The 15341-nt window shown below is 68.9% G+C and carries 11 protein-coding genes and 1 pseudogene; all 12 read left to right on the top strand.

Going from position 1 to position 15341, the window contains the following annotated elements; genetic code table 11:
- Nucleotides 1-50: 50 nt before the first annotated feature.
- The 12 genes and pseudogenes from AC1DVI_RS20345 to urtC all read left to right on the top strand — a co-directional run bounded on the left by AC1DVI_RS20345 (nt 51) and on the right by urtC (nt 15340).
- On the top strand, nt 51-2288 hold the full coding sequence (locus tag AC1DVI_RS20345) for an SH3 domain-containing protein (RefSeq protein WP_476959514.1): 2238 nt from the start codon (nt 51-53) through the stop codon (nt 2286-2288).
- Between the two features lie 92 nt (nt 2289-2380).
- Nucleotides 2381-3073 carry a TetR family transcriptional regulator gene (locus tag AC1DVI_RS20340; RefSeq protein WP_476959513.1) on the top strand — a complete coding sequence of 231 codons (693 nt, stop codon included), beginning with the start codon at nt 2381-2383 and terminating at the stop codon, nt 3071-3073.
- Nucleotides 3074-3244: 171 nt separating this feature from the next.
- Nucleotides 3245-4117, top strand: a complete 873-nt coding sequence (locus AC1DVI_RS20335) for an ABC transporter permease (protein WP_476959512.1) — start codon at nt 3245-3247, stop codon at nt 4115-4117.
- 64 nt (nt 4118-4181) lie between these two features.
- The gene (locus tag AC1DVI_RS20330) at nt 4182-5180 is read left to right on the top strand and encodes an ABC transporter substrate-binding protein (RefSeq protein ID WP_476959511.1); all 999 of its coding nucleotides are present in this window, start codon (nt 4182-4184) and stop codon (nt 5178-5180) included.
- 26 nt (nt 5181-5206) lie between these two features.
- Complete coding sequence (locus AC1DVI_RS20325) at nt 5207-6031, top strand: ABC transporter ATP-binding protein (RefSeq protein WP_476959510.1); 825 nt, start codon at nt 5207-5209, stop codon at nt 6029-6031.
- Between the two features lie 200 nt (nt 6032-6231).
- Entirely contained in the window at nt 6232-7524 is a 1293-nt protein-coding gene (locus AC1DVI_RS20320; RefSeq protein WP_476959509.1) for a hypothetical protein, read from the top strand.
- Between the two features lie 21 nt (nt 7525-7545).
- A complete protein-coding gene (locus AC1DVI_RS20315; RefSeq protein ID WP_476959508.1) occupies nt 7546-8697 on the top strand; it encodes a Gfo/Idh/MocA family protein in 1152 nt (383 codons plus the stop codon).
- Between the two features lie 15 nt (nt 8698-8712).
- Nucleotides 8713-9885 carry a dihydrodipicolinate synthase family protein gene (locus AC1DVI_RS20310; protein ID WP_476959507.1) on the top strand — a complete coding sequence of 391 codons (1173 nt, stop codon included), beginning with the start codon at nt 8713-8715 and terminating at the stop codon, nt 9883-9885.
- Nucleotides 9886-10069: 184 nt separating this feature from the next.
- Nucleotides 10070-10933 (top strand): sugar phosphate isomerase/epimerase family protein, encoded by an 864-nt coding sequence (locus AC1DVI_RS20305; RefSeq protein ID WP_476959506.1) that lies wholly within the window; start codon nt 10070-10072, stop codon nt 10931-10933.
- Nucleotides 10934-11145: 212 nt separating this feature from the next.
- Nucleotides 11146-12453: pseudogene (gene urtA / locus AC1DVI_RS20300) on the top strand (urea ABC transporter substrate-binding protein); the annotation flags it as partial.
- Nucleotides 12454-12579: 126 nt separating this feature from the next.
- Nucleotides 12580-14196, top strand: a complete 1617-nt coding sequence (urtB, locus tag AC1DVI_RS20295) for an urea ABC transporter permease subunit UrtB (RefSeq protein WP_476959553.1) — start codon at nt 12580-12582, stop codon at nt 14194-14196.
- A gap of 4 nt (nt 14197-14200) precedes the next feature.
- Nucleotides 14201-15340, top strand: a complete 1140-nt coding sequence (urtC, locus tag AC1DVI_RS20290) for an urea ABC transporter permease subunit UrtC (protein WP_476959505.1) — start codon at nt 14201-14203, stop codon at nt 15338-15340.
- Nucleotide 15341 lies beyond the last annotated feature (1 nt).

The raw sequence follows: 15341 nt of genomic DNA, 5'->3' as shown, positions 1-15341 counted from the left end.
TTTGGACTGTTGCGCTGGTTCTGGTGACGGCGAACGGTGCCTTTGCCCCCATGGCGTTCGCCGACGACAAGCGCGTCGCGCTGGTGATCGGCAACGCGCAGTACCAGGAGGGCGGCCCGGCCGCCGGGGTGGGCGCCAACGCGGCGGTCGTCGCCGATGCGCTGCGCCGCGCCGGCTTCACCGTCACCGCCGCCGAGAACCTCGACCACCGCGGCATGGTCGCGGCGCTGAGCCGGTTCCAGGACGCGCTGGGGCAGGCCGACCTGGGCTTCCTTTATTATTCCGGCGTGGCGCTGAGCCTGTCGGCGAAGGGCTTCCTGGTACCGGTGGACGCCAAGCCCGGTTCGGAATACGACGTGATCTTCGACACCATCGAGCTGGACTACGCGCTGAAGGAGATCCAGCGCAGCGGGCGCAAGGCCGTCGCCGTGTTCGACCCGGTGCCCGCCCACCCGCTGGCCGACCGGCTGGCGTCGGCGATGGGCGAGGAGGGGCGGTCCGTCAAGCCGGCGCTGGCGGCCCCGGCGGCGCTCGACAACCTGTTCGTCGTCTACTCGCACCGGCCCGGCACGCCGCCCGCGACGGCGGCCGGCAAGGGAGCGGACGCCTTCTCCACCGCCCTGGCGCAGGAGATGGTCAAGCCGGGCGTGCCACTGCGCGACGCGCTGGCCGAGGTCGCCCGCACCGTCGTCGGACGCACCCGCGGGACGCAGCACCCCTGGCTGCAGGACCGGCTGGGCACCGACCTCGTGCTCGTGCCCGGCTCGCGCGCGCCGTCCGCCCCCGTCGTCGCCCGGACGGAGGAGGCGCCGCCCGCCGTGGAGGCGACGGCCCCCGAACCGAAGCCGGTGGAACCCAAGCCAATCGAACCCAAGCCGCTGCCGCAGAAGGCGGAGGAGAAGCCGGCGGCCCCGGCGGTCGCCGAGGTCGAGGTGGACCCGCTGAACGAGAAGCGGGTGGTAACGCGCGACACCAACCTGCGCGCCGGTCCCGACACCAAGGCGGCGGTCGTCGGCACGCTGCGCCACGACAGCGAGGTCACGGTCACCGGGCGGACCCGGCGGAACGGCGGCTGGCTGCGCGTCGAGCAGGACGGCAAGACCGGCTTCGCCTTCGCCAGCAACCTCGCCAAGCCGGAGGAGGTGCCGGTGGCCTCCGCCCAGCCGCCGACGCAGCCCCCGCAGCAGTCCCAGTCGGCTGCGCTGACGCCCGGAGTCTATACGGTGGCGCGCGACGCCAACCTGTTCGCCCGTCCGGTGCTGGGCGCCCGCAGCCTGCGTGATCTGGAACAGGGGCAGCGGGTGACGCTGCTCCAGGCCGCCCCCGACTCCGGCTGGGTGCTGGTGCGCGATTCGTCTGGGCAGGAGGGCTACGTCACCACCGGGACTCTGGCGGGCCGGCCGGGTGAGGCGGTGTCCATGGGTGGTGCGGCGGGCGGTGCGGCGCCCAGCGCCTACCCGCCGCCCACGGTGGTCCGCAACGACGTCGATCCGGTGGCCGGCGCGCTGTCCGGCACGACCGGTCCGACGCGGCTGGCCGCTCTTCCCGAAGGTGGCGGGGAAAGCGCCGCGGGGCGCACCACCACCGGCATGGACCCGGTCCTCGCCGGGCTGGCCGAACCCTACCGCGACGCCGTGCAGGCTGGCCGCAACGCCGCCGCCCGTGCCGCCCGTTCGGCCACCGCCGGGCGCGGGGCGGAGGCGAAGGCGCGCGAGGCCCAGGCCGCCGCCCGCCGCGCCGCCGGTCAGGCCCGCGGCGGGGAGTCGGGCTTTGGGGTGCACCGCTTCCCCAACGGCGATGTCTACGAGGGGGCGTGGAACCGCGGGCTGGGCAACTTCTCCATCCAGGGGACGATCAGCCGGAACGGCGTCGGCGTCTACCGCTTCGCCAACGGTCAGGTCTATGAGGGGGAGTGGAAGAACGACCAGATGTCCGGTTACGGCGTTCTGGGCTTCCCATCCGGCGACCGCTTCGAGGGGACTTTCGTGAACGCCGTGCCGAACGGGCCGGGCGTCTACCGCTTCGCCAACGGCGATTCCTACGCGGGCGAGGTGCGCCAGGGCCGCGTCGACGGTCACGGCGAACTGGCCTTCACCAACGGAGAGCGGTTCAACGGCGTGGTGGTGGACCGGCTTCCGGCGGGGCCGGGCGAACTGTCGATGCGCGGCGGCACCCGTCATGTCGGTCAGTTCCGCGGCGGCATCCAGGACGGTCCGGGCGCGGCCATCGACTCCGCCGGCGCGATGCAGCCCGGCATCTGGCGCGGCGCGACGCTGTTGAGCCGGTAGCGCCGCTTCGTCTTTCCGTTTCGGCTGATATGCCCCACATTGGAACGCATTGCGGCTTGCCCTCCGGCCGCGCCATGCGAGGACCGGCCTGGATGGACACGCTGACCGACCCGAAGAAGAGCCTTTCCGCAGCCAAGCCGGCCAAACCCGCGCCGGCCAAACCCGCAAAGGTCACCCGCGACCCGGAGGGCACCCGCGCGCGCATCCTCGCCGCCGCGACGGAGGAGTTCGCGCGCCATGGGTTGGGCGGCGCCCGCGTGGAGCGGATCGCCGAGGTCGCCGGAACCAACAAGCGCATGCTCTACTACCATGTCGGCAACAAGGAGAGCCTGTATCTGGCGGTGCTGGAGGGCGCCTACGCGCACATCCGCGCCACCGAACGCACGCTGAGCCTGGAGACGCTGGACCCGCCCGCCGCCATCGCCCGGCTGATCCACTTCACCTGGCAATATTTCCTCGACCATCCCGAGTTCATGGCGCTGCTGAACATCGAGAATCTGCACCGGGCGGAGCTGCTGAAGACCTCCGACAAGGTCCACGCCATGCATTCGCCCTTCGTGCAGATGATCGCCGATGTGCTGGAGCGCGGCGTCGCCACAGGGATCTTCCGGGCCGGGGTGGACCCGGTGCAGCTCTACATTTCCATCGCCGGCCAGTCCTACTTCTACCTGTCCAACGTCCACACCCTGTCGGTCATCTTCGGCCGCGACCTGCTCGCCGAGGAGGCCAAGGCGGAGCGGCTGGATCATATGGTGGAACTGATCCTGTCCTCGCTGCGGGCGTGAGTCCGCCGGTGGTTTCATGCCGGTGGTTTCATCATGAATAATCCGCATACCTGACCATCCGTCCTACCTCTTTGGCAGGGTTGACCGCTTCGCCGCACCGGGCTTACTTTTAACCAGCCGGTTAAAAGAGCGCCTCACGTCGGCGCCGCAACGACCGGGGGAGGAGGAGCGATGGCTGTCGATGCGGCGGCTCACGGGAATGCGTCCCGTGGCGGTCCCGCTTCGGGAACGGCGGCGCGACGGGGCGGGACAGGTGCCACGCTGCTGCGTCTGCTCAATTCCGGCTGGTTCCGGCCGGTGCTGTTCCTGGTGGTCCTGACCGTCCTGTGGGACCTGTCGGTGCGGATCTTCGCGATCCCGCCCTATCTGATACCGAAACCGGGCGACGTGGCCTTGGCGCTCGCCGCGGATTGGGACCAGCTCCTGGCGGCGTCGGTGCCGACCACGCTGGCGACCTTGGGCGGCTTCGCCCTGTCGGTGCTGTTCGGCATTCCCATCGCCATGCTGATCGCCGGGTCGAAGACGGTGGAATCCTACGTCTACCCGCTGCTGGTCTTCTCGCAGTCGATCCCAAAGGTCGCCATCGCGCCGCTGTTCGTGGTGTGGTTCGGCTTCGGGCTGCTGCCCAAGGTGATTTCCGCCTTCCTGCTGGCTTTCTTCCCCATCGTCGTGTCGGCGGTGCAGGGCTTCAAGTCGGTGGACGGCGACATGATGGACCTCGCCAAGTCCATGAAGGCGACGCGCCTTCAGACCTTCCGCATGGTCAGCCTGCCGCACGCCATGCCGGCCATCTTCGCCGGCCTGAAGGTGTCGATCACGCTGGCCGTGGTGGGCGCCGTGGTGGGCGAGTTCGTGGGGGCGAATTCCGGCATCGGTTTCGTCCTGCAGCGCTCCATCGGCAACTTCGAACTTCCCCTGATGTTCGCGGCCCTGGTGGTGCTGGCGCTGATCGGGGTGGTGCTTTTCTGGGTCATCGACGTGATCGAACGGCTCGCCATCCCCTGGCACGCGAGCCAACGCCACAACTACATCCCGACGTCGTAACGCCAAAAAAACCAACAGCGACGCCGGACACTTTTCGGCCGGACATCCTTTGGGAGGAGACGAGATGAAACGGACGCTCTTCGCGGCGCTCTGCGCCCTCACGGCCACGACGCTTCCGGCCCAGGCCGCGGACAAGGTCGTGCTGATGCTGAACTGGTACGTGTATGGCGAGCACGCCCCCTTCTATTACGGCAAGGACAAGGGCCTGTACGAGGCCGAGGGCATCGACCTGGAGATCCAGGAGGGCCGCGGGTCGGCGGTGACGACCCAGGCGGTGGCCGCGAAGACCGTTGATTTCGGCTACGTCGACGTGCCGACCATGATGAAGGCAGCGGTGAAGGGCGCCCCGGTCACCTCGCCCGGCGTGCTGCTCCAGACCAGCCCGATGTCGGCCATGGGCTTCACCGACAAGAACATCCGCAAGCCCGAGGACATCAAGGGCAAGACCGTCGCCATGACGCCGGGCGACAGCATGTCCCAGATCTGGCCGCTGTTCCTGAAGAAGACCGGCCTGAAGGACAGCGATTTCCGCGTCGTGTCGGGCGACGCCCAGACCAAGCTGAACGCCGTCATCAACGGGCAGGCGGACCTGCTGCTGGGCTACGTCATGGACCAGAGCATGAAGATCAAGGACGCCACCGGCAAGTCGGTGACGCCGGTCCGCTTCGCCGACTACGGCGTCAACATGGTCTCCTCCGGCATCATCGCCCACACCGAGACGCTGAAGGACAAGCCCGACCTCGTGAAGCGCTTCATGGCCGCGACGACCAAGGCGGTCGAAGGGGCGGAGAAGAACCCGAAGGAGGCCGTGGCCGCCATCCTCAAGGCCAACCCCAAGGGCGGCCAGGAAGCCACCCTGCTGGAGGGCTTTGAACTCACCACGCCGCTCTACCGCACGGCGGAGACCAAGGGGCAGCGGCCCTTCCGCGTCACCGACGCCAACATGGCCGAGACCGTGGACCTGCTGGTCGAGTACGGCGGTCTGGACGCCGCGGCGAAGAAGAACCCGAAGGCCTTCTACACCCGCGACTTCCTCCCCGATCCCGCCGCGGCGGGCCAGTGAGGCCGGACGGACAGGAGAGCAGGGACATGGCTCAGCCCCAGTTGAAAGTCGTCGGATCGGCCGAAACGGCCCGCCTGTCGCAAAAGACCCTGATCCAGATCGACGGCGTGACCAAGACCTACCGCACCCGCGACGGGGAGGTGCCGTCCCTGCGCCCGATCACCTTCGACGTGCGGGACGGCGAGTTCCTGGTGGTGGTCGGCCCGTCCGGCTGCGGCAAGTCCACGCTGCTGAAGCTGGTCGCCGGCTTGCTGCCGGTCAGCGAGGGCGCCATCACCATCGAAGGCACCACGGTGACCGAGCCGCACGACGACGTCGGCATCGTGTTCCAGAGCCCGGTGCTGCTCGCCTGGCGGACGGTGCTGCGCAACATCATGATGCCGGTGGAGGTCCGCGGCCTGCCGCGCGACAAGTACCGGGAGCGCGCCCATGCGCTGATCCGCATGACCGGGCTGGAGGGGTTCGAGAACAAGTACCCCTGGCAGCTCTCCGGCGGCATGCAGCAGCGCGCCTCGCTGTGCCGGGCGCTGGTTCACGACCCGAAGATCCTGCTGATGGACGAGCCGTTCGGCGCGCTCGACGCCATGACGCGGGAGAAGATGAACGTCGAGCTGCAACGCATCCAGCACGAGACGGGCAAGACGGTGCTGCTGATCACCCACTCCATCCCCGAGGCGGTGTTCCTGGCCGACCGGGTGATGGTGATGTCGGAGCGTCCCGGCGCCATCGCCGCGACCTACGAGGTGCCGCTGCCCCGCCCGCGGTCGCTGGATGTCATGGGCCACCCGGTCTTCATCGAGCTGACCCAGCGCATCCGGGCGCATTTCAACGCCCAAGGGCATCTGGACTGAGGGGGCGTGTGGTGATGGATGAGTCTTGCCCCCTCCCTAACCCTCCCCCGCCTTTGGCAAGGGAGGGAATCAACTCCCTCTCCTGCGAAGCGGGGGAGGGAAGGGGCCCGCGAAGCGGGAAGGGTGGGGGCAATGCATCCGCACCCGCACCCCTCCTCACCATCCGCGCCATCGACCTCTATGAACGCCCCGTCCGCTTCGTGAAGCCCTTCCGCTTCGGCAGCGTAACGGTGGAGGCGGCTCCCCAGGCCTTCGTCCGCGCCCTGGTCCATGTGGACGGCGTCGGCGAGGCGTGGGGCGGCACCGCCGAGATGATGATGCCGAAGTGGTTCGACAAACGCCCGGACCGCAGCCCGGACGAGACGGTGGATGGCCTGCGCCGTTCCCTGCGCCTCGCCCGCGACGCCTACGCGACGGACCGCGCCGACACCGCCTTCGGCCACCACGCGGCGGCCTACGAGACGCAGCGGGCGGCCTGCCGCGCCGCCGGGCTGCCCGACCTGACCGCTGCCTATGGGCCGGCGTTGATTGATAAGGCGGTGCTGGACGGGTTGCTGCGGGTCCTGGACATGGATGTCTTCACCGGCATGCGGACGAACCGCGCCGGAATCGACGCGCGGCTGACGCCGGATCTGGCGGGCTTCGACCTGGACGGCTTCCTCGCCGGGCTGGAGCCGCGGGCGTCCGTGGCGCTCCGCCACACGGTCGGGCTGCTCGACGATCCGGAGGCCCTGCGCGCCCTGCTGGCGCGGGAGCGGCTGGGCCGTTTCAAGATCAAGCTGGGCGGCGATCCGTCCGCCGATCTGGCGCGCTTGGCGGCGATTGCCGGCGTGCTGGACGCGGCGGCGGGCGACTACCGCGCCACGCTGGACGGCAACGAGCAATACGCGGACGCTGCGGCCCTCGCCGCCTTCGTGGATGGGCTGGAGCGCGAGCCGGCGCTGGCCGGCTTCCGCCGACGCCTCCTCTACATCGAGCAGCCGGTGGCGCGGGAGCGCGCGCTGGAGGCGCCGCTGGGCGCGGTGGCTGGGCGCATTCCCTTCATCATCGACGAGTCCGACGACGGCTACGACGCCTTCCCGCGCGCCCGCGCCGCCGGCTACCGCGGCGTGTCGTCCAAGTCCTGCAAAGGGCTCTACAAGGCCATACTGAACCGGGCGCGTTGCGCCGCCTGGGGCACGCCGCATTTTATCGCCGCGGAGGACCTGACCTGTCAGGCCGGGCTGGCGGTGCAGCAGGACACGGCGCTGGTCGCGCTGCTCGGCATCGCCGACGCGGAGCGCAACGGCCACCAGTACGGAAACGGCTTTGACGGAGCGCCGGAGGCCGACGCCTTCCTCGCCGCGCATCCCGGCTTCTACACCCGGCGGGACGGCGTTGTCCGCCTCGCCACGGCGGGCGGCAGCCTGCCGACCGAAACCCTGGCCGTCCCCGGCTTCGCCAGCGCGGCGCAGCCCCGATGGGACCGCCTGTCCCCTCTGCAGAACGAATAATCCCCTAGGGAGTCCCCTGACATGAGCACGAAGCGCCTTGGTATCATCATGCATGGCGTGACCGGCCGCATGGGCATGAACCAGCACCTGATCCGGTCGATCCTCGCCATCCGGACGCAAGGCGGCGTCACGCTGTCCGACGGGTCCCGCGTCATGCCGGACCCCATCCTGGTCGGGCGCAACGCCGAGAAGATCCGCGAGTTGGCCCAGCGCCACGGCGTGGAGCGCTGGACCGACGATCTGGACGCGGCCCTGGCCAACCCCGACGACACGATCTTCTTCGACGCCGGCACCACCCAGATGCGCCCGACGCTGCTGGAGGCGGCGATCCGCGCCGGCAAGCACGTCTATTGCGAGAAGCCCATCGCCACCAACCTGGAGGAGGCGCTGCGCGTCGTCCGGCTGGCCGAGGAGGCCGGGGTGAAGAACGGCACCGTGCAGGACAAGCTGTTCCTGCCCGGCCTGCAGAAGCTGAAGATGCTGCGCGACAGCGGCTTCTTCGGGAAGATCCTCTCGGTGCGGGGCGAGTTCGGCTATTGGGTGTTCGAGGGCGATTGGCAGCCGGCACAGCGCCCCTCCTGGAACTACCGGGAGGAGGACGGCGGCGGCATCATCCTCGACATGGTCTGCCACTGGCGCTACGTGCTCGACAACCTGTTCGGGCAGGTGAAGAGCGTCTCCTGCCTCGGCGCCATCCACATTCCGGAGCGCTGGGACGAACAGGGCACGCGCTATCAGGCCACCGCCGACGACGCGGCCTACGCCACCTTCGAGCTGGAGGGCGGCGTCATCGCCCACATCAACTCCTCCTGGGCGACGCGGGTGTACCGCGACGATCTGGTGACCTTCCAGGTGGACGGCACCCACGGCTCGGCTGTCGCGGGCCTGAGCGACTGCGTGATCCAGCCGCGCCAGGGCACGCCGCGCCCGGTGTGGAACCCGGACCAGAAGCAGACCATGGACTTCTACGCGACGTGGCAACCGGTGCCCGACAACCAGCCGACCGACAACGGCTTCAAGACGCAGTGGGAGTCCTTCATCCGCCACGTCGTCGAGGACGCCCCCTTCGACCATGGCCTGATCGAGGGCGCCAAGGGCGTGCAGCTCGTCGAGGCCGCGCTGAAGAGCTGGAAGGAGCGCCGCTGGGTCGACGTTCCCTCGCTGACCGCCTGACCGGAGTTCGCACTCATGGCATTGACCATCAAGCTGCCGCGCGCCGACCGGTCGTTGGAGACTTACGAGGTGGCGCCCGCGCGGGGCTTCCCCGCCCGCACCGACCGGCCCTTGAACCGCGTGGCCTACGCCGCCGCCCACATGGTGGCCGACCCGCTGGCCGACAACGACCCGTGGCTGACCCCGGCCATCGACTGGGACCGCACCATCGCCTTCCGCGAGCATTTGTGGGACCTGGGCTTTGGCGTCGCCGAGGCGATGGACACCGCACAGCGCGGTATGGGGCTGGACTGGAATGCCTCGCTGGAGCTGATCCGGCGCTCCCTGACCGCGGCGAAGGCGCGCGGCAACGCGCTGATTGCCTGCGGGGCGGGCACCGACCATCTGGCGCCGGAGGACGCGCGGTCCCTCGATGACGTGATCCGCGCCTACGAGACGCAGGTTTCCGCGGTCGAGGACCTCGGCGGGCGGGTGATCCTGATGGCGTCGCGCGCGCTGGCCCGCGTCGCCAAGGGGCCGGACGACTATGTCCAGGTCTACAGCCGCATCCTCTCCCAGGTGCGCCAGCCGGTGATCCTCCACTGGCTGGGCGACATGTTCGACCCGGCGCTGGCCGGCTACTGGGGGACCAACGACTTCCCGGTGGCGCTCGACACCGCGGTCGGCATCATCAACGACTTCGCACCCAAGGTCAACGGGGTGAAGGTTTCCCTGCTCGACAAGGACAAGGAGATCGTCATGCGCCGCCGTCTGGCCCCCGGCGTGCGCATGTACACCGGCGACGACTTCAACTACGCGGAGCTGATCGCCGGCGACGCGGAGGGCCATTCCGACGCGCTGCTGGGCATCTTCGACGCCATCGCCCCGGCGGCGGCGGCGGCGCTCGCCGAGCTGGCGGCGGGCGAGGAGGGGCGTTTCCACGAGATCCTGGAGCCGACGGTCCCGCTGTCCCGCCACATCTTCAAGGCGCCGACCCGCTTCTACAAGACCGGGGTGGTCTTCATGGCCTACCTGAACGGCCACCAGGACCATTTCACGATGATCGGCGGGCAGGAGGGCACGCGCTCCACCCTGCATTTGGCGGAGATCTTCCGGCTGGCCGACAAGGCCGGACTGCTGCGCGACCCGGAAGAGGCGGTGTGGCGCATGGCCGACGTCCTGGCCGTCCGCGGCATCGAGGCGGTGTGAGGACGCGCATTCCTTCTCCCCTCTGGGGAGAAGGTCAGGATGAGGGGGCGCCGAAGGCGATCCGCTTTGCAGGACACTGCTTCGCTCCGCCCTGCCGGGCGTAAGCGCCCCCTCACCCAACCCTCTCCCCAGGGGGGAGAGGGCTTGTGCGGCGGCTTTGCTGGAATTCTGAAGGACCACGATTATGCGCGACTTCTCCGGCGATCATCGCTGGCTGTCCATCAACACGGCCACGGTGCGCAAGCAGGGCGACCTGCTGCAGATCTTCGACGCCTGCGCCCGCCACGGCATCCGCGCCGTCTCCCCCTGGCGGGATCAGGTGGCCGCGGTGGGGCTGGACCGCGCCGTCCGGGCGGTGAGTGAGTTGGGTCTGGAGTTGTCCGGCTATTGCCGCGGCGGCATGTTCCCTGCCGATCCCGACCGCCGGGCCGAGGTGCGCGACGACAACCGCCGCGCGGTGGACGAGGCGGTGGCGCTGGGCGCCCCCTGCCTCGTGCTGGTGGTCGGCGGGCTGCCGCAATTCTCCCGCCCCGGTTCCCCGCCGTCCAAGGACATCGCGCTGGCCCGCGCCCAGGTGGAAGACGGCATCGCCGAACTGCTGGAGCATGCCCGCGGCGCCGGGATGCCGCTCGCCATCGAGCCGCTGCACCCGATGTACGCCGCCGACCGCGCCTGCGTGAACACGATGCGCCACGCGCTGGACCTCTGCGACCGGCTGGATCCGCAGGGAACCGGCGCGCTGGGTGTGGCGTTGGACGTTTACCATGTCTGGTGGGACCCGGAGCTGGAGGCGCAGATCCGCCGGGCGGGCAAGAGCCGCCTCTGTGCCTTCCATGTGTGCGACTGGCTGGTGCCGACCGCCGACCTGCTGGAGGACCGCGGCATGATGGGCGACGGCGTGATCGACATTCCGATGATCCGCAGCTGGGCGGAAGCCAACGGATTCCAAGGCTATTCCGAGGTCGAAATATTCTCGCGCCACTGGTGGACCCGACCTTTGGATGAGGTGCTGTCCGTCTGTATCGAACGGCATCGGTCTTCGGTGTGAGCGATCGCCTAATTTTCAGTCATTTCGGCATTTATGACTAAAATTTGGGCTGATTGTGGCCGCATGCATAATTCGTAAGCGAATGCTTGGCCGTGAGCCGCCGCGGAATCCCTGAGGCGGCGGCATTGCGCCGCGTCGTGGCATCACATTTGCGAAGGACACCCCCGGGCGCCTGAGGCGGGCGCCAGACCAAAGAACGGGGGGTATTCACAATGTTCAAGACGGGGTTCCAGTCGGGCTTCAAGACCGGTCGCACCCTTGCGGCGGCCGCCGGCCTTGCCGTCACGTTCGCCGCGGGCTTCGCCGCCCCGGCGTCGGCCCAGGACACCATCAAGGTCGGCATCCTCCATTCCCTGTCGGGCACCATGGCGATCAGCGAGACCACGCTGAAGGACGTCATGCTGATGCTCATCGAAGAGCAGAACAAGAAGGGCGGCGTTCTCGGCAAGAAGCTGGAGCCGGTCGTCGTCGATCCCGCCTCCAACTGGCCCCTGTTCGCCGAAAAGGCGCGCGAGCTGGTCAGCAAGGACAAGGTGGCCGCGGTGTTCGGCTGCTGGACCTCGGTCAGCCGCAAGTCCGTCCTGCCGGTGTTCGAGGAGCTGAACAGCATCCTGTTCTACCCGGTGCAGTATGAGGGCGAGGAGTCCTCGCGCAACGTCTTCTACACCGGCGCCGCCCCGAACCAGCAGGCGATCCCCGCCGTCGACTATCTGGCGGCGACCGAAGGCGTGCAGCGCTGGGTGCTGGCCGGCACCGACTACGTCTACCCGCGCACGACCAACAAGATCCTGGAAACCTATCTGAAGTCCAAGGGCGTGAAGTCCGAGGACATCATGATCAACTACACCCCCTTCGGCCATTCCGACTGGCAGAACATCGTCGCCGACATCAAGAAGTTCGGCTCCGCCGGCAAGAAGACCGCCGTCGTCTCGACCATCAACGGCGACGCCAACGTCCCCTTCTACAAGGAGTTGGGCAACCAGGGCGTCAAGGCGCAGGACATCCCGGTCGTCGCCTTTTCCGTGGGCGAGGAGGAGCTGGCCGGCATCGACACGAAGCCGCTGGTCGGCCATCTCGCCGCCTGGAACTACTTCATGTCGGTGGACACGCCGGAGAACAGCGACTTCATCAAGAAGTGGCAGGCCTACACCAAGAACGACAAGCGCGTCACCAACGACCCGATGGAGGCCCACTACATCGGCTTCAACATGTGGGTGAAGGCGGTCGAGAAGGCCGGCACCACCGACAGCAACGCGGTGATCGACAGCCTCGTCGGCGTGTCCGTCCCGAACCTGACCGGCGGCTATTCGGCCATGCTGCCGAACCACCACATCACCAAGCCGGTGCTGATCGGCGAGGTGCAGGAGAACGGCCAGTTCGAGACCGTCTCCAAGACGCCGGGCCTCGTGGTCGGCGACGAGTGGTCGGACTTCCTGCCGGACAGCAAGGACCTGATTTCCGATTGGCGCGCCCCGATGTCCTGCGGCAACTTCAACGTGAAGACCGGCAAGTGCGGCGGCCTTCGCAGGGGAGGGGATTGGTCCCTCTCCTGCGAAGCGGGGGAGGGAAGGGGCCCGCGAAGCGGGAAGGGTGGGGGCAACGCCCTTATCCAAAAATACGACTTCCGACACATCACAGGAACCGCGATGCACCGCGCATTCTGCTGGCTGCTGGCCGCGTTTCTGGCGCTGGCCGCACCCGCCGCCTTTGCCGCCGATCTGGCCCCGCTGGTCCGCGGCCTGGGCGCCGGCAACTACGCCGAGACCGAAAAGGCCCTCGCCGGGCTGGCGGAGACGGGCGATCCCGCCGTCGTGCCGGTGATCGAGGCCCTCCAGGCCGGCGACCTGCACGTCCGCAAGGCGGACGGCGCCGTGGTCGTCGCCAAGCGCGCCGGCAGCGGCTACGCCCTGACCGACCCGCTGACCGGCGCCGCGTTGGGCGAGGCGGACCGCAACGCGGTCGAGAAAATCCGCATCAACAACGCTCTGCGCCGCACGATCAGCGCGACGCTCGGCGCGCTCACCCTGATGAGCCCCGACGCCAATACGCGCCGACAGGCCGCCGAGGCGGTGTTCAAGAGCCGCGACGCCAACGCGCTGGACGCGCTGAACACGGCGCTGGCCAAGGAATCCGACGAGCGCGTGCGCCGCGCGATGACCCAGGCGCGGGCCTCCGTCCTGCTGGCCGGGGAGGCTTCCGACGCGGACAGGATCGCCGCCGTCGCGGTGCTTCAGGAGCGTGGCGACCAGGACGCGCTGGCCCTGCTGAATGGCGCCGCCAACAGCGCCTCCAACGGGGGCAGCGATGCGGTGAAGGACGCCGCGACGAAGGCCATCGCGTCGGTGGAGCAGCGGCTCGCCCTGTGGGGGGCGGCGCAGAACCTGTGGTACGGCCTGTCGCTCGGCTCGGTGCTGCTGCTGGCGGCGATCGGGCTGGCTGTCACCTTCGGCGTCATGGGCGTCATCAACATGGCGCATGGCGAGATGGTGATGATCGGCGCCTACGCCACCTTCCTGGTGCAGGAGGCCTTCCGCCAGTGGGCGCCGGGCCTGTTCGATGTCTCCATCCTGGTGGCGCTTCCTGTCGCCTTCCTGGTCTCCGGCGCGGTCGGCGTCGCCATCGAGCGCAGCGTGATCCGCTGGCTCTACGGGCGTCCGTTGGAAACGCTGCTGGCGACCTGGGGCCTGTCGCTGGCGCTCCAGCAGGCGGTGCGCTCCATCTTCGGGCCGACGAACCGCGAGGTCGGCGCCCCGTCCTGGATGTCCGGCGCCTTCGAACTGGGCGGGTTGACCATCACCTACGGGCGGCTGTGGATCGTCGTCTTCGCCTTCCTCGTCTTCGGTGCGCTGCTGGTGGCGCTGCGCAAGACGTGGTTCGGACTGAGCATCCGTGCCGTCACCCAGAACCGCAGCATGGCCAACGCCATGGGCATCCGTACGGCGCGGGTGGACGCGCTGACCTTCGGGCTCGGCTCCGGCATCGCCGGGCTGGCCGGGGTGGCGCTGAGCCAGATCGACAACGTCAGCCCCAACCTGGGCCAGGGCTACATCATCGACAGCTTCATGGTCGTGGTGTTCGGCGGGGTGGGCAACCTGTGGGGAACGCTGGTCGGCGCGCTGGCGCTCGGTGGCGTCAACAAGTTCCTGGAGCCCTACGCGGGCGCGGTGCTGGGCAAGATCCTGGTGCTGATCTTCATCATCCTGTTCATCCAACGGCGTCCGCGCGGCCTGTTCGCGCTGAAGGGCCGGGCGGTGGAGGCCTGATCCGATGCTGACCCGTTTCTTCCTGATGGGCCTGGACAAGAAGGCCGGCGTTCTGCTGACCGTCCTGGCGGTGCTGGCCGTGGCGGTGCCGTTCATGGCGCTGGGCACGACCCCGGACTCGCCCTGGCACCTCTCCACCCACACGGTGGCGCTGCTCGGCAAGTATCTGTGCTTCGCGCTGCTGGCGCTGTCGCTCGACCTCGTCTGGGGCTTCGTCGGCATCCTGTCGCTGGGCCACGCCGCCTTCTTCACGCTCGGCGGCTACGCCATGGGCATGTATCTGATGCGGCAGATCGGTTCGCGCGGGGTCTACGGCAACGCCGACCTGCCGGACTTCATGGTCTTCCTGAATTGGACGGAGCTGCCCTGGTACTGGCACGGCTTCGACCAGTTCTGGTTCGCCGCGATCATGGTGATGCTGGTGCCGGGCCTGCTCGCCTTCGCCTTCGGCTGGTTCGCCTTCCGCTCGCGCGTCACCGGTGTCTACCTGTCGATCATCACGCAGGCGATGACCTTCGCGCTGATGCTGGCCTTCTTCCGCAACGACATGGGGCTGGGCGGCAACAACGGCCTGACCGACTTCAAGGAGATCCTGGGCTTCGACGTCCAGGCCGCCTCGACCCGCGTCGGGCTGTTCGTGGCGACGGTGGTGGCGCTGGCGATCGGCTACATCCTGGCCTCGGCGGTGGTGGCGTCCAAGCTGGGCAAGGTGCTGGTCGCCGTGCGCGATGCCGAGAGCCGGGTGCGCTTCCTCGGCTACGAGACCGACCGCTACAAGCTGTTCGCCTGGACGCTGTCGGCCTGCATGGCCGGTGTGGCGGGCGCGCTCTACGTGCCGCAGGTCGGCATCATCAACCCGTCGGAATTCTCCCCCGCCAGCAGCATCGAGGCGGTGATCTGGGTCGCCGTCGGCGGGCGCGGCACGCTGGCCGGGCCGGTGCTGGGCGCGGTGCTGGTGAATTTCGGCAAGAGCTATTTCACGGCGGCGCTGCCGGAGCTGTGGCTGTTCGCGCTGGGCGGCCTGTTCGTTCTGGTCACCCTGTTCCTGCCCAAGGGCATTCTGGGGCTGGCGGCGCAACTCCGCGACCGTCTGCCGGCGCGCGCCACGGTCACCGCCAAGCCGGCGGACCAGAAGGGAGTCTGAG

Source organism: Azospirillum sp. P4_B5 (assembly GCF_056402275.1).
The sequence above is the reverse complement of the archived record's forward strand: the minus strand, read 5'-3'. Positions and strand labels throughout refer to the sequence as shown.

Excerpts from the sequence above, each read along its gene's own strand:
- AC1DVI_RS20305 (WP_476959506.1), top strand. The coding sequence starts at position 10,070 with ATGCGCGACTTCTCCGGCGATCATCGCTGGCTGTCCATCAACACGGCC.
- urtB (WP_476959553.1), top strand. The coding sequence starts at position 12,580 with ATGCACCGCGCATTCTGCTGGCTGCTGGCCGCGTTTCTGGCGCTGGCC.
- AC1DVI_RS20340 (WP_476959513.1), top strand. The coding sequence starts at position 2,381 with ATGGACACGCTGACCGACCCGAAGAAGAGCCTTTCCGCAGCCAAGCCG.
- AC1DVI_RS20310 (WP_476959507.1), top strand. The coding sequence starts at position 8,713 with ATGGCATTGACCATCAAGCTGCCGCGCGCCGACCGGTCGTTGGAGACT.
- AC1DVI_RS20345 (WP_476959514.1), top strand. The coding sequence starts at position 51 with ATGGCGTTCGCCGACGACAAGCGCGTCGCGCTGGTGATCGGCAACGCG.
- AC1DVI_RS20325 (WP_476959510.1), top strand. The coding sequence starts at position 5,207 with ATGGCTCAGCCCCAGTTGAAAGTCGTCGGATCGGCCGAAACGGCCCGC.
- AC1DVI_RS20330 (WP_476959511.1), top strand. The coding sequence starts at position 4,182 with ATGAAACGGACGCTCTTCGCGGCGCTCTGCGCCCTCACGGCCACGACG.
- AC1DVI_RS20335 (WP_476959512.1), top strand. The coding sequence starts at position 3,245 with ATGGCTGTCGATGCGGCGGCTCACGGGAATGCGTCCCGTGGCGGTCCC.
- urtC (WP_476959505.1), top strand. The coding sequence starts at position 14,201 with ATGCTGACCCGTTTCTTCCTGATGGGCCTGGACAAGAAGGCCGGCGTT.
- AC1DVI_RS20315 (WP_476959508.1), top strand. The coding sequence starts at position 7,546 with ATGAGCACGAAGCGCCTTGGTATCATCATGCATGGCGTGACCGGCCGC.